This is a genomic window from Gracilibacillus sp. JCM 18966 (assembly GCF_055392695.1).
On the sequence record NZ_AP043883.1, the window covers coordinates 1,530,266 to 1,548,775 of the forward strand.

At 38.8% G+C, this 18,510-nt stretch carries 19 protein-coding genes; 10 read left to right on the top strand and 9 right to left on the bottom strand.

The annotated features are described in order from the left end of the window. The first annotated feature begins 15 nt into the window (after positions 1 to 15). Complete coding sequence (gene treR, locus ACZ5N5_RS07395; protein ID WP_277678034.1) at positions 16 to 729, top strand: trehalose operon repressor; 714 nt, start codon at positions 16 to 18, stop codon at positions 727 to 729. Between the two features lie 39 nt (positions 730 to 768). Here treR and ACZ5N5_RS07400 read toward each other — a convergent pair whose 3' ends face one another. Then, a complete protein-coding gene (locus ACZ5N5_RS07400) occupies positions 769 to 1,770 on the bottom strand; it encodes a FecCD family ABC transporter permease (protein WP_277678033.1) in 1,002 nt (333 codons plus the stop codon). Then, positions 1,767 to 2,783: a FecCD family ABC transporter permease gene (locus ACZ5N5_RS07405; RefSeq protein ID WP_109983122.1), complete on the bottom strand. Its 1,017-nt coding sequence runs from the start codon at positions 2,781 to 2,783 to the stop codon at positions 1,767 to 1,769. Before ACZ5N5_RS07405 ends, ACZ5N5_RS07400 begins: the two co-directional genes overlap by 4 nt. A 215-nt stretch (positions 2,784 to 2,998) precedes the next feature. On the opposite strand from ACZ5N5_RS07405, the gene ACZ5N5_RS07410 reads away from it, so the two are divergent. Beyond that, entirely contained in the window at positions 2,999 to 3,952 is a 954-nt protein-coding gene (locus tag ACZ5N5_RS07410; protein ID WP_109983121.1) for an ABC transporter substrate-binding protein, read from the top strand. Between the two features lie 39 nt (positions 3,953 to 3,991). Here ACZ5N5_RS07410 and ACZ5N5_RS07415 read toward each other — a convergent pair whose 3' ends face one another. The 3 genes from ACZ5N5_RS07415 to ACZ5N5_RS07425 all read right to left on the bottom strand — a co-directional run bounded on the left by ACZ5N5_RS07415 (position 3,992) and on the right by ACZ5N5_RS07425 (position 5,906). Continuing rightward, a complete protein-coding gene (locus tag ACZ5N5_RS07415) occupies positions 3,992 to 4,273 on the bottom strand; it encodes a hypothetical protein (protein WP_054789302.1) in 282 nt (93 codons plus the stop codon). Between the two features lie 113 nt (positions 4,274 to 4,386). Next, the gene (locus ACZ5N5_RS07420; RefSeq protein WP_277678032.1) at positions 4,387 to 5,205 is read right to left on the bottom strand and encodes a DUF2268 domain-containing putative Zn-dependent protease; all 819 of its coding nucleotides are present in this window, start codon (positions 5,203 to 5,205) and stop codon (positions 4,387 to 4,389) included. Further along, entirely contained in the window at positions 5,202 to 5,906 is a 705-nt protein-coding gene (locus ACZ5N5_RS07425) for a class I SAM-dependent methyltransferase (protein ID WP_054789299.1), read from the bottom strand. Before ACZ5N5_RS07425 ends, ACZ5N5_RS07420 begins: the two co-directional genes overlap by 4 nt. Positions 5,907 to 6,019: 113 nt before the next feature. On the opposite strand from ACZ5N5_RS07425, the gene ACZ5N5_RS07430 reads away from it, so the two are divergent. From ACZ5N5_RS07430 to ACZ5N5_RS07440, 3 genes are all read left to right on the top strand, one after another. After that, the gene (locus ACZ5N5_RS07430) at positions 6,020 to 6,517 is read left to right on the top strand and encodes an Lrp/AsnC family transcriptional regulator (RefSeq protein WP_109983117.1); all 498 of its coding nucleotides are present in this window, start codon (positions 6,020 to 6,022) and stop codon (positions 6,515 to 6,517) included. Further along, positions 6,514 to 7,680 carry an aminotransferase gene (locus ACZ5N5_RS07435; RefSeq protein WP_109983116.1) on the top strand — a complete coding sequence of 389 codons (1,167 nt, stop codon included), beginning with the start codon at positions 6,514 to 6,516 and terminating at the stop codon, positions 7,678 to 7,680. Before ACZ5N5_RS07430 ends, ACZ5N5_RS07435 begins: the two co-directional genes overlap by 4 nt. 174 nt (positions 7,681 to 7,854) lie before the next feature. Beyond that, positions 7,855 to 9,015 carry a family 43 glycosylhydrolase gene (locus tag ACZ5N5_RS07440; protein ID WP_054789298.1) on the top strand — a complete coding sequence of 387 codons (1,161 nt, stop codon included), beginning with the start codon at positions 7,855 to 7,857 and terminating at the stop codon, positions 9,013 to 9,015. A 148-nt stretch (positions 9,016 to 9,163) separates the two neighbouring features. Here ACZ5N5_RS07440 and ACZ5N5_RS07445 read toward each other — a convergent pair whose 3' ends face one another. Together ACZ5N5_RS07445 and ACZ5N5_RS07450 are read right to left on the bottom strand one after the other, a co-directional pair. Continuing rightward, positions 9,164 to 10,399, bottom strand: a complete 1,236-nt coding sequence (locus ACZ5N5_RS07445; protein ID WP_054789366.1) for an IS110 family RNA-guided transposase — start codon at positions 10,397 to 10,399, stop codon at positions 9,164 to 9,166. Between the two features lie 400 nt (positions 10,400 to 10,799). Next, a complete protein-coding gene (locus ACZ5N5_RS07450; protein ID WP_464373571.1) occupies positions 10,800 to 11,087 on the bottom strand; it encodes a HesB/YadR/YfhF family protein in 288 nt (95 codons plus the stop codon). A 183-nt stretch (positions 11,088 to 11,270) separates the two neighbouring features. Between ACZ5N5_RS07450 and ACZ5N5_RS07455 the strand changes: the two genes are divergently transcribed. Beyond that, complete coding sequence (locus ACZ5N5_RS07455) at positions 11,271 to 11,597, top strand: MerR family transcriptional regulator (RefSeq protein ID WP_054789076.1); 327 nt, start codon at positions 11,271 to 11,273, stop codon at positions 11,595 to 11,597. Between the two features lie 30 nt (positions 11,598 to 11,627). Here the strand turns inward: ACZ5N5_RS07455 and ACZ5N5_RS07460 are convergent, their stop codons facing one another. After that, complete coding sequence (locus ACZ5N5_RS07460) at positions 11,628 to 11,858, bottom strand: Fur-regulated basic protein FbpA (RefSeq protein ID WP_054789077.1); 231 nt, start codon at positions 11,856 to 11,858, stop codon at positions 11,628 to 11,630. A gap of 328 nt (positions 11,859 to 12,186) precedes the next feature. Between ACZ5N5_RS07460 and ACZ5N5_RS07465 the strand changes: the two genes are divergently transcribed. The 4 genes from ACZ5N5_RS07465 to ACZ5N5_RS07480 are packed head-to-tail and all read left to right on the top strand — an operon-like array spanning position 12,187 to position 16,108. Continuing rightward, positions 12,187 to 12,993, top strand: coding sequence for a glycosyltransferase family 2 protein (locus ACZ5N5_RS07465; protein WP_109983114.1), 807 nt, complete (start codon positions 12,187 to 12,189; stop codon positions 12,991 to 12,993). A 22-nt stretch (positions 12,994 to 13,015) separates the two neighbouring features. Next, positions 13,016 to 14,353, top strand: a complete 1,338-nt coding sequence (locus tag ACZ5N5_RS07470) for an MATE family efflux transporter (RefSeq protein ID WP_109983113.1) — start codon at positions 13,016 to 13,018, stop codon at positions 14,351 to 14,353. 12 nt (positions 14,354 to 14,365) lie between these two features. Beyond that, positions 14,366 to 15,352 carry a Gfo/Idh/MocA family protein gene (locus tag ACZ5N5_RS07475; protein ID WP_464373572.1) on the top strand — a complete coding sequence of 329 codons (987 nt, stop codon included), beginning with the start codon at positions 14,366 to 14,368 and terminating at the stop codon, positions 15,350 to 15,352. A gap of 60 nt (positions 15,353 to 15,412) precedes the next feature. Further along, entirely contained in the window at positions 15,413 to 16,108 is a 696-nt protein-coding gene (locus ACZ5N5_RS07480) for a CAP domain-containing protein (protein WP_464373573.1), read from the top strand. Positions 16,109 to 16,393: 285 nt separating this feature from the next. On the opposite strand, the gene ACZ5N5_RS07485 is transcribed toward ACZ5N5_RS07480, so the two are convergent. After that, positions 16,394 to 18,409, bottom strand: coding sequence for a cellulase family glycosylhydrolase (locus ACZ5N5_RS07485; protein ID WP_109983110.1), 2,016 nt, complete (start codon positions 18,407 to 18,409; stop codon positions 16,394 to 16,396). Positions 18,410 to 18,510: the final 101 nt, after the last annotated feature.

Genomic DNA, 18,510 nt, shown 5'->3' on the forward strand with positions numbered 1-18,510 from the left:
ACAGGAGATTTTATCATGAAGAATAAATACATGGTGATCTATCAAGAAATGGTCAACCAGATAGACCAAGGTGAATTTAAAGCAAATCATTTCTTACCATCAGAGAATGAGTTAACGGAAAGCTACCAAACCTCGCGCGAAACCATACGGAAAGCTTTAAATTTACTGGCGCAAAATGGTTATATACAAAAAATCCGAGGGAAGGGCTCCTTAGTTATCGATCGAAGCAAGTTTGATTTTCCTGTCTCTGGTTTGGTTAGCTTTAAGGAATTAACGGAAAAACTCGGACAAGCTCCCAAAACAAAAGTACACAAATGCCAACTAATTGAAGCTCCATCCCCTATTCGTCACCATTTAAAGTTAACCAAGAAGGAGCAAGTATGGGAGGTCGTTCGTTCTAGATCCTTTTCTGGTAGTCGAATTATTTTAGATAAAGACTATTTATTAAAAAAATATGTACCCTATATGTCCGAAGAGATTGCTAGTGATTCGATTTACGTACATTTAGAAGATGAACTCCAATTAACGATTAGCTTTGCTAAAAAAGAAATTGTTGTCGAAGAGCCGACAGAAGAAGATAGGGAGTTGTTAGACCTTGAAGGCTTTCACAATATTGTTGTCATCAAAAATTATGTATATTTAGACGATGCTAGTCTTTTTCAATACACAGAATCAAGACATAGACCAGATAAATTCCGATTCGTAGATTTTGCAAGACGGCATCATTAAAAGAATAGAGGCTAGAGACAAGAGGGTGTCCTAGCCAATTTACGCTTTTAACAGTAAATAAATGAAGTAAGGTGTGCTCAATAAAGCAATGATCACTCCGACAGGCAACGAGGTTGGGGAGAATAGATTCTGTGCCAAAATGTCAGCTGTAATGAGAATAAAAGCACCGATTAGGGTAGCAACAGGAATCATATATTGATGTAATGGCCCTACAATTCGTTTGGCGATATGTGGGGCTACTAAGCCAAGAAAGGCAATGCCTCCACCCGCTGCTACCGAGGCACCTGCTAGTGCGACAGCAGCAAATAAAAGCCACAATCTTTCTGCCTCAACTCTTGCACCTAAACTGGAAGCAATTGAATCTGTTAATGTCATCACATTTAAAGTATTGGACTTCCAAATAACAAAAGGAATGAAAACAAGCATCCATGGCAATAGAGCATAGACGAATAACCAGTCAGCATTCCATATATCCCCTGATAGCCAAACCGTTACTTGTCTGAAATCCTGTGGGTCCATTTTTAGCTGAAAGATGATTAAGGCAGCACCAAATCCAGCGTTAACCCCAATGCCGACAAGGATCAGTCGTATGGGATTTATTCCTTTACGCCAGGATAATAAATAAATGATGACTGCTGCAGTGAAAGCACCAAGTAACGCAAAAATCGGCATGCTAAAAATAGATAGACTAGAATCGATTGGGATGACTTCTTGGAAAAAATAGATAAAGAGCACAATGAAAAAGCCTGCCCCAGCATTAATTCCGATAATCCCTGGTTCTGCTAATTCATTTTGAGTAATCGATTGTAGGACAGATCCTGATACCGAGAGTCCCATACCAATCAGTAATGCCAGCACAATACCTGGTAGACGAAAGTCGAATAAAACAAGCTCTTGTTGCTTGGTTCCTTGACCAATGATGGTATTCCAAACCTCCATCGGAGAAATAGAAATAACCCCAAGGTTTAAGCTGAGTAAACTGCTAGCGAGTATCCCCAAAATAAGTAAGCTTATAATCAACATATATTTCTTTTTTTTCATAGATTACTTCCCCCTCTACCACGCGCTAAATACAGGAAGAAAGGCACTCCAATTATCGAAGTGATGGCCCCAACTGGTGTTTCATAAGGAGCATTAACCATTCTTGCCACAATATCTGAAGCAACAAGTAGGACTGCTCCAAACACTGCAGAAATCGGCAATATCCAACGATAGTCATTCCCGACTAAAAAACGAACGATATGTGGAATAATCAATCCGATGAATCCAACTGCTCCGGCTGTTGTCACTGCTGCCCCTGTAAGCATAAATACAGAAATGATCGCCAAGCCTTTAATAAGGATATTTTTTTGACCTAATCCAGTAGCTACATCATCGCCAAGACTTAATAGAGTAAGAGAATTAGAAATAAATAAAGCGATAATGAGCCCCACTGTTCCTGTAATAATTAAAATTTTGACCGTCGACCAGTCTGTATTAGCAAGACCACCTGCAATCCAAAAGCTTAGCTGCTTTTCCAATTGGAAGTGTAAGGAGATAATCGATGTGATGGACTGAACGAAAGTACCAATAGCAACACCAGCTAATGCTAGTTTAACCGGGGTTAACCCTGTCTTTGAGGCATTACCGATAATAAATACGACGATGACTGTTATTCCCGCCCCGATAAAAGCGGCATACGTTTGACCTAGTGTCGATAGCGCAGGAAAGAAGGCAAGTACGGTAACTAATCCTAATCCTGCCCCATCTGTAACTCCCATGATGGAAGGGGAGGCAAGGGGATTTCGTGTCATACCCTGCATAATGGCACCAGCCACGGCTAAAAAGGCACCGACAAATGCCGAGCCAATCCCGCGTGGTAAACGGATCTCCCGAATGACCAAATGCTGTGAATTGTCATGATTAAAGTGAAATATACTGTCAAATATGGTTGATAGATGTATATCGGTGGAACCATAGATAATGGAACCAATCATCGCCAAACCTAAAAATAAAATGCCGATAATTATATAGACAAAATGTAATTTTTGTTTTTTATGGTAATTTGCTTGCATCTTTTTTCCCTTCTTATACAAATGTACAGGTATTCTTTAAGCTTATCACGCTAGGTTACTGTCCGTCCATTACTTAATAAACCAATTTTAGTTAAACGCTGTGATGAAAGGAATAGGTAAGAAATCATAGGGGAGCTTGACTGAATCATTTGACTTTTCAATTGAAAATGAATATCATAATCACTATATTACCTAAGAAAGAAAGGAAATGAAGCATGAAGAAAAGCCTTTTAGCTATATTACTGTTTATGTTATTTTTCCTAGCAGCATGTGGTGGAAATGAACAAGAAAATGATGATAATACAGAAGAATCAAATACAGAAGATACAAGTGAATTTAGTCCTGTTACGGTAGAAGGAGAAAACGGAGAGGTTACCATCTCTGAAAAGCCAGAAAGAATTATTGCACCATATATGGAGGATGCCTTAGTTGCTCTTGGAGTGAAGCCTGTTGCTCAGTGGTTCCTAGGTGGATCACCACAGGAGTATTTACAGGATGAGCTAGCAGATGTGGATACCATAGAATGGAATATGCCATTAGAGCAAACATTGAGCTATGAGCCGGATCTTCTTATACTAAGTGCGTTAGATAATATGGAAGGACAATTATCCGATTACGAAAATATTGCGACAACCTATGTATTTAAACCAGAGGATCTAGCAGATGTGCGGAAGCAAGTAACTATTGTTGGAAAGTTATTAGGTAAGGAACAAGAAGCGGAAGATCGTATAGATCAATATGAGGAGAAGATTGCCAGTGCGAAGGAAGCTCTCTCCGATACAGTTGGTGAAGAAACAGTAGCTGTATTATGGGCGATAGGGGATCAATATTTCATGTTTGAACAAGATCGACATACTGGTGAGGTAATCTATGGTGAATTGGGCTTAAAGCCATCACCACTAACGGTTGAACTCGGTGAAGCCGAAGAAACGTGGAATCCGATATCATTAGAAAAAATTGCGGAATTAGAAACAGATCACCTCTTCTTACTAGGGGAGGAAGATGCTGCGGGAATTCAAACATTACAAAACAGTGAAGTGTACAAGAGCCTTCCTGTTGTCCAAAATGAGCAGGTTTATCGAATAACAGATGCAAGCAATTGGACCAATAGAGGAATCGTTGCTTTTGAGAAAACGGTCGATGATATATTGGAGGCATTTGGAGAATAATAGAGGTTGGGCATGAAGCCCAACCTTTTTTCTACTTTTCTACCAGAAGAAGAATGGTAAAAAGGCGATAGTAGCAATGGCCCCTAAAGCAATGCCGAGGCCAAATCCACCCCAACCCCATCCACCATAATAGCCAATTCCATATCCACCATAATAGCCAATTCCATATCCACCAGGACCCCGATTTCCATCAATCGGATCTAAAAACACCTTGGAAGGATTGACTTTACGGATTATTCCTCTATGTGTCTGACCATCGTGAGTAACAATCTTAACTGGACGCCCAACGTTTTGACGACAAAAATCATAGTGACGAGACAAAATTTCGCTCCCCTTTCTCCATGTTTCAAAGAATGATAATAGCACTACTATTACGTTATGTGAGTTAGATATAATGGAGTGGACACCTGTTAACTGGCATTTGCACCATTTTTCTATCCTTTGATAATGGAGAGAAACTCCTCATTTGGGGTATATAGTATTTTTTTGGAGGAGTAGTTTTGCTTAGCTGCATAATTAGATACAAGGTAATAGCCGATGTTATAGCCAAGATGGTTAGGGAGTCCGTGTTTCCCATACATTATAAGATCATGCTTTGTATCAAGCCGCTTAATATCCCGATATTTTTTTATCCATTTATCCCATAAGGCCTTTGCTTGTTTCTCGGAGAGGGTTTGGATAATTTGACTTCCAGAGGAAGAACCGAGTAACCTTCGAACAAGATATTCTGCCGTCCCCTCTAAAATAATGGCATCTAATAAGGTATAGTCCTCCTCGGCCTTTTCAAAGTAATGAAGCCTACACGTATGGCTGTATTCATGTAAAAAAAGTGCTGTTAAAGCCTTAGGTGTTGCCTTAGGTGATAGGAATAGAAAAAGCTTTGAAGGATAGCTTAACCCCGCGTTTCCCTTAAATTGTTCCTGAAGTTCTCTGCTGTTCTCATTGGATGGAAATAGAAAAATATCGGCCTCTGGTCCGTCCCATGCTCGTTTCAATTTTTGATATAGTTTCTTAAAAAATGGATAAAAGTCTTTCTCTAACCACTCTGATAGATATTTAGAATTATTTTTGTGGGGGAGAAATAATCCATGACGTATAAGGTGTTCTTGTAGTGTCTTCTCATCTATGCTCCTAAAAAAGGAGGTGAGCGGTTTACAAATCAGCTTTTGATGTTCCACCAATGGTTGTTTTTGGGAAGTCTTTATTTTGTCTAAATAGGTATCTAACCATTGATCTGTTCGGTGAATGGTCATGTGTATCCCAATCCTTTTTGTGCGATATATAAATAGGCTAAGAGCTCTTTGTCGTAGAGCTGATTCCAATGATAGTGGGATTGGAGTGTGGAAAGCTGTTGTTCATTAAGCTCAGTGATAGCACCTGTTGGCACACTATCTTGGCTTTGCTTTTTCATTTGCTGTACATCGATACGCGTAAATCCATAATCCAACAATAGGGTGAGCCATTCCTTTTTCGTATATAAATGAGGCATTTCATAGAAATTCTGAATCACTTCTCTATCTAATTGGTCCAATGATGGTGATATTGTCATTTCATTGAGAACTAGTGTGCTTTCCTCTTTCATCACACGATCTATTTCTTTTAAACTTCTTCGAATATTCGTAAACGCCAGAACAGATTCGCAGATAATAAGATCAAAGGATTGATCTGGAAATGGAAGATTTTCTACATCACAGGGAAGAATGCTTACATCATCTAGACTATTGCTAAGCGGCATCGCTTTATCCACCATCTCCACGTTGTGATCAATTGCCGTAATAGGAGTGTTTGTGAGCTTTCGTAGCTGCTCCACCGTTTTTCCTACTCCACAACCAATTTCAAGTATATTTTTCACATTTGTTAATGGAATTCGATTCATCCAGTTATTTGTTGCCTGTAATCCTCCAGGATGAGCATAGCTTATACCTAGCTGTGCTAAAAGTTGTTGATAACTCATAAGTAGTCTCCTTTTCGAAATTGTCATGGTTTATATTTGAAATGAATTGTAGTAAGATTAAATATAATTGCTATAAGCTAGTGTATACATAATGGTTAAAGAAGGTGAATGGATTGGAACAAAAGGAAATTGAACTGCTGAAGCTTTTAGAGAAAAACGGAAGAATAGATACGAACACGATAAGTAAAATGATTGATGTGGAACCAGATAAAGTGGAAGAAATGATTGCCAATCTAGAAAAAGAGCATGCGATATTAGGATACTCTACGCTTGTGGACTGGTCTAATGTCTATGAATATGAAGGGGTTGCTGCACTTATTGATGTAAAGGTGACACCTGTTAGAGGGGTAGGATTCGATAAAATCGCCTCAAGAATATATCGATTTCCGGAAGTGAAGGCTGTTTATCTAATGTCGGGAGCATACGATTTAAGTGTTTCTGTAGAAGGTAAAACAATGATGGAGGTTAGTCGATTCGTCTCCGAGAAGCTGTCAACATTAGATACGGTTATTTCTACTACTACACATTTTATCCTAAAGAAATACAAACATGATGGCATTATTCTAAATGATGATGAAGATAACGATAAAAGGATTATGGTGTCGCCATGAGTTCTTATTATTTATCCCAACAAGTACAAGAGATAAAGCCATCAGGTATTCGTAAATTTTTTGATCTAGCATCAAAAATGGAAAATGTTATTTCTTTAGGTGTAGGTGAACCAGATTTTGTCACTCCATGGAGTGTCATTGAGGCAAGTTACCATTCGCTTGAACAGGGATATACTGCGTATACGGCGAATGCAGGCCTTTTTGAATTGCGAGAAGAAATCAGCTATTATTTAGAAAATAACTTTGACGTGACATATAGCCCAGAGTCACAAATACTTGTTACTGTGGGCGGTAGCCAGGCAATTGATTTATCCTTGCGTGCAATTATTGATCCAGGGGATGAAGTGATTATTGTGGAGCCTTGCTTTGTAGCGTATAGCCCGATCGTTAGTTTAGCTGGTGGGGTGCCAGTGACGGTAAGTGCGACAAATGACAATGCATTTAAAATTACTGCAGAACAGATTGAACAGGCGATTACCAAGCGGACAAAAGCTATCATATTATGTAGTCCAAACAATCCGACAGGGGCAGTCCTTAGTAAAGAGGATTTAACAAGTATCGCTGCTGTGGTAAGGAAACACGATCTACTCGTGATCTCGGATGAAATTTATGCAGAGCTTTCCTATGATGATAAGGCGCCAAGTGTTGCTTCCATTAATGGCATGAAGGAACGTACCATTGTTGTTACTGGTTTTTCTAAAGCTTTTGCCATGACAGGCTGGCGCTTAGGTTATACGGTGGGCCCTGAAAAAATTATTCAGGCAATGTTAAAGATACACCAATACACGATGATGTGTGCTCCAACGATGGCACAACATGGAGCGCTTGAAGCACTTCGTAATGGAAGTGAAAGTGTGCAGGAAATGAAAACAAGCTACAGGCAAAGGCGGAATTTTGTCGTGAAGGCTTTAAATGAAATGGGACTTTCCTGCCATTTACCAGGTGGAGCGTTTTATGTTTTTCCTTCGATTAAGGCAACAGGAATGAGCTCAGAGGAGTTCGCCCAAAGGTTACTAGAAGAAGAACGTGTAGCCGTTGTACCAGGGGATGTATTTGGCGAAAGTGGGGAAGGTTATATTCGTTGTTCCTATGCGACATCTATTAAACAATTAGATCAAGCAATGAAAAGAATGAGTCGATTTGTAGAAAAGTACACTAAATAGACAATAGGGAAAGATTTTAGTCTTTGTATCAGTATTTAGCTGATCCAAAGACTTTTTTGTTTTGTCTTTCATTTATAAGTACAAGTTCTCAAATAAAAGATAATAATATTCAGTTGTAAGTACAAGTGAGTTTGTCTATAATAGAATTTATAGAGAGCAGAGAGGATGTACAAGATGAAAGTGAAACGTATACATGAGGTGAATACAACAACGAATGTAGGGGAGGCTCCTGAATTACCGAATCAAGTAGACGTCGATTTGAATGATGATATAACAGCACCGTTTGACGTAGTTTGGGAAGACACTGATCCTTCTCTTTTGAATCAACAAGGGACAATAGAGATAGAAGGAGAAATTCAACATAAGGATTACCCAAAACCATTTATTGAAAAACGGGCAGACCCATATTTATATAAACATACGGATGGGTACTATTACTTCACTGGCTCTTACCCATTGTATGATCGAATTGTATTAAGAAGAGCCAAAACCATTGATGATTTACCAGAAGCAGAGGAAAAAGTGATTTGGTGGAAGCGTGAGTCAGGTATTATGTCGGAGCATATTTGGGCACCAGAAATTCATTTCATTAATGGGAAATGGTACATACACGTTGCTGCCGGGGAAAAGGATGATGTTTGGGCAATTCGTCCATACGTGTTGGAATGCGAAGCGGATAATCCTTTAGAAGGGGATTGGATAGAGAAAGGGCAGGTTAATACAGCGTTCCATAGCTTCTCTTTGGATGCAACCACTTTTGAGCATAATGGGAAACGTTATTTAGTGTGGGCACAGAAAGTAGAAGATGATACGATCTCTAACCTTTATATTGCGGAGATGGAAAATCCATGGACGATTAAAGAACAAGTGTTACTTTCAACCCCAGAATATGATTGGGAGAGAATTGGATTTGATGTAAATGAAGGTGCTGCGATGCTCAAAAATGATCAGAAGATTTTTATTGCGTTTTCTGGTAGTGCTACCGATGAAAATTACGCAGTAGGCTTGCTTTATGCTGATATCAATAGTGATTTATTAAATCCAAAGTCTTGGACGAAAATGAAGGAACCTGTTATGGTATCTAGCGAGAACACGGAAGAGTATGGCCCAGGACACAACAGCTTTTCCGTAGATGAGAAGGGCTATGAGTTAATCATCTATCATGCTCGCCCATATAAAGGGTTTAATACAGATAACCCACTATATGACCATAATCGTCATGCGAGAATCCAGCGTTTATTTTGGACGAAGGATGGTTTCCCATACTTTGGGGAACCAGGTTATTCGATAGACTTTTCAGGGAAAAAAGCAAAAGCTATAGTTGAAATAAAATAACAAAAAGACCTGCGGTAATATGTCAAGATACAAAATAAAAAAGATTTAGATATCAAGGTGCAATTTTGTTAAAAAAGGCAATAGGAAACTAGACCATTAATCAAATGTAAATTAATGGTAATTACACAAGGGTTGTAGAAGCTACTTTCTAAGCTTCATGTTTCACGCTCCCTTGTGGCGTGTAGATTTGATGGTTGCGTAGTAGCGCATCCACCAAACGCACTAATTTTCTAGCGGTTAAGACGAGTGCTCTTTTATGTTGGTGTTTCGGTACTTCACGGTATTTCTTCTCGTAATAAGCTTGGTATTCAGGTACATGCCTTCTCACCGAGTTGGCGGCTTCAACAAGGTAATAACGCAAATACTGATTCCCGTTACGAGATAAGGAAGTATCATCTGCCGTAAACCTGCCTGATTGGTGTTTTCGCCAGTATAGTCCTGCATATTTGGCTATTTTGGCCTCTGCTTCAAATCGTTCAATCTGACCGATTTCTGCGATGATACCAGCAGCGAATACAGGTCCAATTCCGGGTGTGGATTGCAGGGTATTGGGTAAGCCAGCCATGATTTTAGTGATCGCTTTATCGATTTGCTTGATTTGTGCCTTCATGGTGCGAATCAGCTCAATAATAGTGCCCAAGATGAGATCAATCGAGTCTTCCACTACCTTATCCAAACGATAGGAAGAACGTACTGCTTTTTGAATGGACTTGGCCACTTTTTCAGGGTCGTGAAAACCATTTTTACCTTTGGTTTGGAGGTAATCAGCTAGGTCTTCGATCGACATCTGAGCGAGTTCTTCCAGGCTATATTTTTCAAAGAATAAGTCCATCATAGCTTGTCCAAACACGGAAGATTCGACGTTTTCTTGAAACGTATTACACTTATAACTCAAGTGTTGAAGAAAATGTTGCTTTTCTTTGGTCATCTGATGTACGAGTTGGTAGCGAGAGCGTGTCAACTGTTGTAGGGCAACGTATTGACTCTCTTTGACCACCGACATCGATAAACGACCAAATCGTAAATAATCGGCAATCACAAATGCATCAATCTCGTCGGTCTTGTCCATGTCTGGATAACTCTTTTTGAAGTTGGCAATCTGTTTTGGATTCATCACAAATACTTGTGCACCAAGCTTACGGAGCTCTTCATCCTGATGAAAAAACATCGCTGGATGAAAACTGTACACGGAAGTGGATTCTAAGCCAATCTTTAATACTTCCACAGATTGTCCATCCATGGTACGAAAAATAGCTTCACGTAAAGCAGTAGCACCAGGTAAATCATTCGACACGGTGAAGGAAGATAACTTTACACCTTCACTATCTAACAAACAAACCTTGATATCAAAAGAACTAACATCTAATCCGACAAATAATCGCATGGGGAATTCCCCTCCTTTCTAAATTAGAATCATTGGAACCTATCTTGGACGCCTCGGGATATCCCTAGTGTGAACGCCGATCAACAACCTCGTGTATCAGTACTATCTCTGTATCGAAAGCCGCCTTGGAGCTACTACCATCCAAGTTCGAGGGACAGAGTGCACAGCCTGCGAGTAGGAAGGTCTGCACGTACACTGGGAAACAGTCTTTAAATGTGGTTAGCCACAGGAGATGACAGAATTGTCCCAAATGATCCTTAAGACCATTATCTAGGAACATCACAAGACGTCCAAGTGTTTTTTGAAATTTATTGCAGGTCAAATGAGGAAAATAGTGAGTCCAACAGATGGGCTTAAATATAATATACGAGGAGGTGTCATGATGGTGGCACCTCTTTTTCTATTTTATTACATACTCTATTTCATCATATTTTCTTGAATATTTTATATGAAAATTTTTGTTATCAAAATACCACAAGTCCGATTCCTCTACAAAAAACAAAACACCTTCTTCGAAGATTTTTAATCCGGCATTGACTGGATCTGTTTTTTCTAATGCTAATGAAAATCCCTTATGTACGCCTCCGAATCCACCGTATCTAGCAAAAAAACGAACAGCATCGTTTTGTTGTAAGTCAAGCTCTTGAATAAACCAGCGGGCTGCAGGTTTAGTGATGGTCATTTCCATTCTTTCGTCCCCCTTTGTTTCAATATAGCAGACAAGCCAGTAAAATGGCAATGGAATCCACCTTTAATGTTGTTAACTAAATGTTTGTCAGATTATCTTACATAACTTATTTAATCTATAGTTAAAAGGTGTATACTTTTAATCAAGAGGTTTTTACGAAACTAAGCATGGGTGGTGTCTCCTTTGGCTGAAGATCCTTCATATAAAACGCGTAAAGTGATCACAATAGGTGTTGTTAGTGAGTTAACAGGCTTATCAGAAAGACAGATCCGTTATTATGAGGAAAGAAAATTAGTTTTTCCAGAACGATCGGCAAAAGGTAATCGCAAGTATTCCTTTGCGGATGTAGAATTATTGATTGATATAGCTAACAAGCGGGAAGAAGGAGTACAGACATTTGAGATCAGGCAAGACATGCTTCGTGCGGAAAAGAGAAAAGAGAAAAAGAAGAAGCGAGAGCTACTACGTGGTGAAATAAACGCAAGATTCGGTATACAAAAAGAACGATAAGCAAGGTGTTTGTCATAATAGAAGAGAAGCCTAATGAAAATCAGGCTTCTCTTCTTGCCGTTCAGGATTATATCTCGTGAATTTGAAGCTGTTTTGAGTCGTACGATCTAATTCAAGACAAAACTTTTCGTAATCATGCACGATTTCACTTATAGGTTTATTGTAAAGCTCTTGGTTATCTTCTTTTACCACGCCGCTTGCGATTAACTGCTCGATAAGAAATATTTTTTGTTTTTCCACTGCTTCACGTAAAAATGCCATCTTCAAGCCTCCTCAAGAGAAAATCATCATTAATGTAAGTATTACCATGTTTGTTATATGATATACGGATGATGAGTATGCATTTGTTTCTGAATCGTGACGAAATTGTTTTGAATTTGTAATATAAATTGATTTGCTGTATGAATTTCAATTATTTTCACTGGCATTTTAGTTGATATATAATAGAAATTGCTTCATCGATTTTTTTGCTCGACTATATCATATGCTTTTATTCTATCGATGTCTTGGCTAGTGTCAATAAAGTTTACATACAATTTAAACAAACTTAATTTAGCCGCAAAATATATGGAAAAGGTGTGTATTTTCTGTGAAACCTACTATTTCTGTTATTATTCCAACATATAATCGTACTGTTGCCTTAGCAGAGCTACTAGCAGCATTAGAACAGCAAACCTATCAGGACTTTGAGGTGATTATTGTCAATGATGCTGGGAAGGATATCTCGGATGTTGTCGCTTTGTATCCAGAATTAACTACTAAATTACTCAATTTAGATAAGAATAGTTACCATGTTAAAGCAAGAAACACAGGTTTAGCATATGCGCAAGGGGAATACATTATGCTTATAGATGATGATGATTTAATCCTCTCGACACATATGGAAAAAATGCTGAATGAAATCACTGGGTATGATTTAGTATATTCGGATGTAGAAATTGTGAATTACCGTGAAACGGAGAGCGAAAGAATCCCTATTAATCATTATTTATTTGCCTATCGAATGGATCTAGAAGCTATGCGTCAATTTTCAACATTTGTACCGTCAGGCTGTTTGTATAGAAAGGCAATTCATGAAGAAATCGGGATATTTGATGAGGCAGTTCGTAATTATTGGGATTGGGATTTCTTCTTGCGTGTGGCGGAAAAATATCGCGTGAAACGGGTGCCTGTGGCTAGTGTGCTTTATGAGTTTTCTGAGACAGGTAATAATCAATCAAAGAATTTAGATAAGATGCGAATTTATTTAGATAAATTATCGCAAAAGCATCAATTAGGTGAGCTGCCGACTAAAAACTTTTTCCTGTTATTGAAGGAGCCTGAGGTAAAGGAAAGAGAAGCCGAGAGCAAGCGCATTTGGGATGGCAAAATGATTCCTTCCCGTTTAAAGCTATAGCTAATTGAAGGAGAGAGGAAAATTGAAGCAAAGAGATTTTACAAAGGGAAATATATGGGCCGATTTATTTTATTTCTCTGCCCCCATCATGTTCGCCAATTTGCTTCAAGTATCGTATCAATTTGTGGATAGTTTATGGGTTGGTAATTTGCTTGGCAGCAATGCACTGGGATCAGTAGCAGTAGCTGGTACCGTTATTTTTACTGTATTGTCTTTCATTATTGGTATTAATAATACGACCTTGACGATTTTGTCCCAACAGAAAGGAAAGGGTAATGATGAAGGACTTCAGAGTTATGTCAATGCTTTTATTGTAACATTGTCTGGCTTGGCTATCCTGATGGGGATAACGGGCTATTTACTTGCAGAGCCGATTCTGAATCTGCTTAGTACGCCTGAGAGCATGATGGAAGATGCTACGATTTATTTACGTATTAACGCTTCTGGTATCCTTTTTTTAGTTGGTTATAATTTTATTAGTACAGTATTGCGTGCTGTTGGAGACAGCAAAACGCCATTGCTGTTTGTTTCCATTGCTGTAGTATTAAACATCGTGCTAGATCCGTTATTCATTTCAACATTTGGCATGGGGATTCAAGGGGCTGCTCTTGCCACGATATTATCACAAGGATTTTCTTTTATCTTCGGAGTTGTTTATATTATAAAGCAAGGATTGATCCCGTTAAAATGGCCATCTAAACCAGAATGGCAAGAGGTAAAACTGATTCTTCATCTTGGTATTCCTTCTGGATTACAGATGGCTGTTATATCAGCAGGGTCTGCTGCTATTATGAGTGTTGTCGCTTCACATGGGGAGGGCGTAGTAGCAGGCTATAGTGCGGCTCAACGTTTAGATAGCTTATTTTTACTCCCCGCCCATGCGCTGAGTGCAACAGTTAATAGTATGGCAGGTCAAAATATTGGGGCTGGCTTATGGAGCAGGGTGAAGAAAATAGCACTATTTGCTACGGTTTATAATGCGATTATTATGTTTGTTTTTGCAGGGCTGATCGTGTTTTTTGCTTCTTTCGGCATTCAACTATTTATTCGAGATCAGGAAGCGGTCCGGTTTGGTGCTAGGTATTTGACCATTGTGGCCTTTTTTTACCCATTCTTAGGAATTAATTTTGTTTTAAATGGAATTGTCCGTGCGTCAGGCGCAATGTATCAAGTATTAATACTCAACCTCTTATCCTTTTGGCTTCTAAGATATCCATTGTCTTATCTTTTCTCCAAATGGTTAGGTGAGGATGGAATTGCTTATGGTATTGGTGTAAGCTTTATGTTAAGTAGCCTGTTTGCATTCGGCTATTACCGATTTGGAAAATGGCGTACGAAACAAATTTTTCAAAAAGAATAGGGGAGTGGAGAAATGACGATAAACATTGGCTTTATTGGTACAGGCGGATTCACTAGGCATCATGTGCAAATCCTATCCAGCTTTGATCATGTGAATGTAGTCGGTTTTGTTGGTTCAAGTCAAGAGAAAGCTGAAAAATTCGCAGAGGAGTTTAGTGGTACTAACGGGTACGCATCACTGGAAGAGATGATGGCAAAGGAAAAGCTGGATGCCGTCTATATTTGTGTGCCACCAATGGGGCATGAATCCTATGAGAAGACATTGATTGAAAATCAAATTCCTTTTTTTGTAGAAAAACCTTTAGGATTAGAGGAAGAGGCAGTCCGGAAGATCAAACATTTAGTGGAGGAAAGAAACCATTTAACTTCCGTTGGTTATCATTTTCGATATGCAGATATTGTAGATAAGTGGATGGAGCTCAATCATACTGTCACGACAGGAATGGTAACGGCAGGATGGATGGGGTCGATGCCTCCTGTTTATTGGTGGAAAAATCAAGCGCTTTCTGGAGGCCAATTTAATGAACAAACTACTCATTTAGTTGATTTGATTCGTTATCTCTATGGGGAGGTGCAATCTGTTTATGCTGTCGAAAATCAGACATCTGCTACTCAATCAGATGATACGGTAACCGTTGCAGATGTCGGGTCGTTTACATTGACAATGGACAGCGGGATAGTCGTACAAGTAGCTAACACCTCCGTATTGCCTGATGGCTTAGGGGATGTCCATATTAAAGCATATACAAATAAAGGGATGGTTACTTGGAGAATGAAGGAGCTAGAAGTCGCAACAGTAGGCAAAAAATCAATTTATTCTGCTAAAACCAATCCATACCATGAAGAAGCAAAAGCTTTTTTACAAGCAGTAGAGACAGGGGATCGCAGCTTTATATTATCCTCCTATGAAGATGCTTGGCAATCCTTTAAAATAGCGATAGCTGCAAGAAGGTCTATTGAAGAAAATCGTGTCATTGATTTAAAGGAAATCTCTGACTGAATAAAATTTAAAAGAACGTACATAGTAAGGATTGCATAGCTAAAAATGGAGGTAATCCTTATGTACAAATTATTTTTTATAATAAGTTTATTGGTAGGTATGTTTATTACTGGCTGTAACCAATCCTCATTAGAGCCTGAGGATGAAAACATAAACCCTGATTATGTGAACTATACAGATGAACAAGAAAATCAAGCAGATCAAGATCAGGATGGTGGACGCTTCCGTGTTCCCGTTAATCCAGGTAGGGAGCAAAATATTTTCCGATATGACAATCCTGAACCCGGGCAAAATCAGCAGGAAGCAAATGAAATGCCAAATGCGGATAAAGAACAACAGGATCCAAAAGTGGAAAATCAACCAAAATCACAACAATCCAATGCTAATTTTAAACAACGAGTAATCGAGCTGACAAATCAAGCAAGACAAGAAAATGGAGTCGAACCACTTAGTGCTGATCAACAAGTAGCAGAGGTCGCCCAAAAAAAGTCGGAGGACATGTCAGAAAACAATTACTTTTCTCACACTTCTCCAACTTTTGGTTCCACCTTTGATTTGCTCGAGGACTCAGGTGTAGAGTATTCAGAAGCATTAGAAAACATTGCAGCAGGTCAACAGTCACCGGAACGAGTTGTAAAAGGCTGGTTAAACAGTGAAGGCCATCGCAAAAACATTCTAGACCCTAATGTAACACATATCGGAATTGGTTATGATAAAGATGGAAACTACTGGACGCAAGTGTTTATTAAGAAATAGTATGTATCGAACTAGTTGCAGAAAAGCGAGCCGGACTCGCAAAAATAAAGAGTGAGTTGCAAAAAAGGAAGTCCAACTTGCAAGAAAAATGTGTGAGTTGCAAAAAAGCGAATTCACTTGCAAGAATAAAGAGCAAGTTGCAAAAAAAGGAGTCCAACTCGCAAGAATAAAGAGTAAGTTGCAAAAAAGCTAGTCCACTCGCAAAACTAATGAGCAAGGTTGCAAAAAAAGTAATCCCCAATAAAAAATACAAGGGAGTGGAGAAACGCGTTTCTCCACTCCCTCTTATATTATTTTCTTCCTTCTCCATATAAAGAGTCCAATTCCTAGCACCAATAAGATAATCCCACCAAACAGAAAATTATATTGCTGTGTTGCTGTATCTGGTAACCTTTGCTCTTCTATAAAATCAGTTGTTTGTTCTTTTGTTTGAGTTTCTTTGTTTGGAGCCTCAGAGTCTTCTGTTTTCTCATTCTTTTCATTTTCCTCATTGTTTCGTTCCAAATGTTTGTCTTCATCATCTATTCCTTCTGGTACATCTTCTTCTTTTTCTGTTTCATCATTTGAATCCTCTGGATCAGGTTTTGGTTCAGGTTCTTTTTCTGTATCTTTCTCAGGTGGAGCTGGCGTTGATTGTCCAGAAGTCCCTTCAATGCTTGTACCATTTTTTACAATCGTATAGTCCACTTTTTCTCCACTCCAGAAATGGAAAGTTAGTTGAACCTCGCTATCGTTAACCTCTTGGAAGAAATTTTGTTTGAGTTCAATTGTTCGGTTTTCATAGTTCGGAGAAAATGTATAATCAAATTCTTTAAAGCCTGTCCAGTTTTGGGGGCCTGCGATGGATCCATCTGGATAATAGGCCTCCATTGTTGCTAGCTGATCACCATCAAATGCGGTTGGTATCTGGAAGCTTTCGGTAGTGCCTACTGCATCCTCTAGTAAAGGGGTTTGGTAATTAATGATATCTATATCCCAATCAAAGCCACCAGAGAAATCAACTGTTAAGGTAGCTTGATTTCCTGTTTGGTTAGGATCAACAACTGAAGCGAGAAGTTCTTGATGGAAGGTAACTGCATCAGACGAAACGGTATAGTCTTCAGCTGCTCTTAATAGCTCGCCATCTAATAGGATTTGATTAATCGTATGACTATTGAATTCGAAGGAAATTGTCTTATCCGTAATCTTCTCCCCTTTTTTCAAATAAATAAAATTCTCATTTGGAAGAGCAGATCTTGTCTCCCAGCTTGTTTGGATCATATCGATTAGTTCTGGATCAGCCCATTCTAGACTAGTTCTGCCTAAATGCTGACCGTTATCCCAAAGCATATGCACAAAGCCTTTCTCCTGTGCGTAATGAAGCATATATTCAAAAAACTTTAATTTTTCTCCTTGTTGAATGACGCCAGTATGTCTGTCAAAGCCTAATAAGCCATATTCACCGATGACGACAGGAATGTTATGAGGAGCAAAGGTATTATAGACCCGATCAAAATTATCGATGATATCCTGTTTCACTTCCTCATTAAAGCGTGTATATCCAGCGATATTCACACTAAAGGGCCAAAATCCATAATAGTGCACGGTTGCAATAATATTTGGATCATTAAGCTCAGAAATGAATTGGGACAAACCATCTAACTTCTCTGGCTCTTGTCCTGTATCTAATGTTGGTAGAACCAGTGGGCGAATATCATTCGATCCTCCAGAATTTCGAACAATTTGATAAAATGCTTCGTTTAACTCATCTAAATGCTGTTGCTCATTCTCTTCTACAGCAAATCTTGGCTCATTGATACTTTCAAACATGACTTTTGTTGAATAGTTCTTATAACGATCAGCGAGCTGTGTCCATATCGCCCGATAGCGTTTTACGGTGTTATCATGATCAGTCTCCATTCCATTTTCCATCCAGATCCATGAATCGTGATGGACATTAATCATGACATATAAACCTTCCTCTAAAGCCCAATTAATCGTTTGATCAATCCTGTTTAGAAAATCCTGCTCAATGGTGTAATCTGGACCGGCTGCCATTCGTTGATCAAACGTTATCGGGATGCGAATACTACGGAAGCCTTCTGCTGCTACTTTTTGAATGAGCGCTTTCGTAACAAAAGGATTTCCCCATGCTGTTTCATCCTCTCCTACTGCATCATAGGAATTTCCTAAGTTCCAGCCTGGCTGCATATTCTGGGCATAATCCTCGATGTCGATTTCTTCCTCTGCAAAAGTCATTATGGAAGTAGTACTAAGAAGGAATAAAACCAAGAGCAATACCTTTAATAAAGAAGCTTTCATAGAATGTTTCCTCCTACATGTTTTTTGTAAGCAAAAAAGAAAACGCTTACTAAACACAAGATATCATAGCTAAAAATGGAAAAATACCACGAAAATAAGTG

Coding starts and splice junctions, on each gene's coding strand:
- treR (WP_277678034.1), top strand. CDS start 16: ATGAAGAATAAATACATGGTGATCTATCAAGAAATGGTCAACCAGATA.
- ACZ5N5_RS07400 (WP_277678033.1), bottom strand. CDS start 1,770: ATGAAAAAAAAGAAATATATGTTGATTATAAGCTTACTTATTTTGGGG.
- ACZ5N5_RS07405 (WP_109983122.1), bottom strand. CDS start 2,783: ATGCAAGCAAATTACCATAAAAAACAAAAATTACATTTTGTCTATATA.
- ACZ5N5_RS07410 (WP_109983121.1), top strand. CDS start 2,999: ATGAAGAAAAGCCTTTTAGCTATATTACTGTTTATGTTATTTTTCCTA.
- ACZ5N5_RS07420 (WP_277678032.1), bottom strand. CDS start 5,205: ATGACCATTCACCGAACAGATCAATGGTTAGATACCTATTTAGACAAA.
- ACZ5N5_RS07425 (WP_054789299.1), bottom strand. CDS start 5,906: ATGAGTTATCAACAACTTTTAGCACAGCTAGGTATAAGCTATGCTCAT.
- ACZ5N5_RS07435 (WP_109983116.1), top strand. CDS start 6,514: ATGAGTTCTTATTATTTATCCCAACAAGTACAAGAGATAAAGCCATCA.
- ACZ5N5_RS07440 (WP_054789298.1), top strand. CDS start 7,855: ATGAAAGTGAAACGTATACATGAGGTGAATACAACAACGAATGTAGGG.
- ACZ5N5_RS07445 (WP_054789366.1), bottom strand. CDS start 10,399: ATGCGATTATTTGTCGGATTAGATGTTAGTTCTTTTGATATCAAGGTT.
- ACZ5N5_RS07450 (WP_464373571.1), bottom strand. CDS start 11,087: ATGGAAATGACCATCACTAAACCTGCAGCCCGCTGGTTTATTCAAGAG.
- ACZ5N5_RS07460 (WP_054789077.1), bottom strand. CDS start 11,858: ATGGCATTTTTACGTGAAGCAGTGGAAAAACAAAAAATATTTCTTATC.
- ACZ5N5_RS07475 (WP_464373572.1), top strand. CDS start 14,366: ATGACGATAAACATTGGCTTTATTGGTACAGGCGGATTCACTAGGCAT.
- ACZ5N5_RS07480 (WP_464373573.1), top strand. CDS start 15,413: ATGTACAAATTATTTTTTATAATAAGTTTATTGGTAGGTATGTTTATT.
- ACZ5N5_RS07485 (WP_109983110.1), bottom strand. CDS start 18,409: ATGAAAGCTTCTTTATTAAAGGTATTGCTCTTGGTTTTATTCCTTCTT.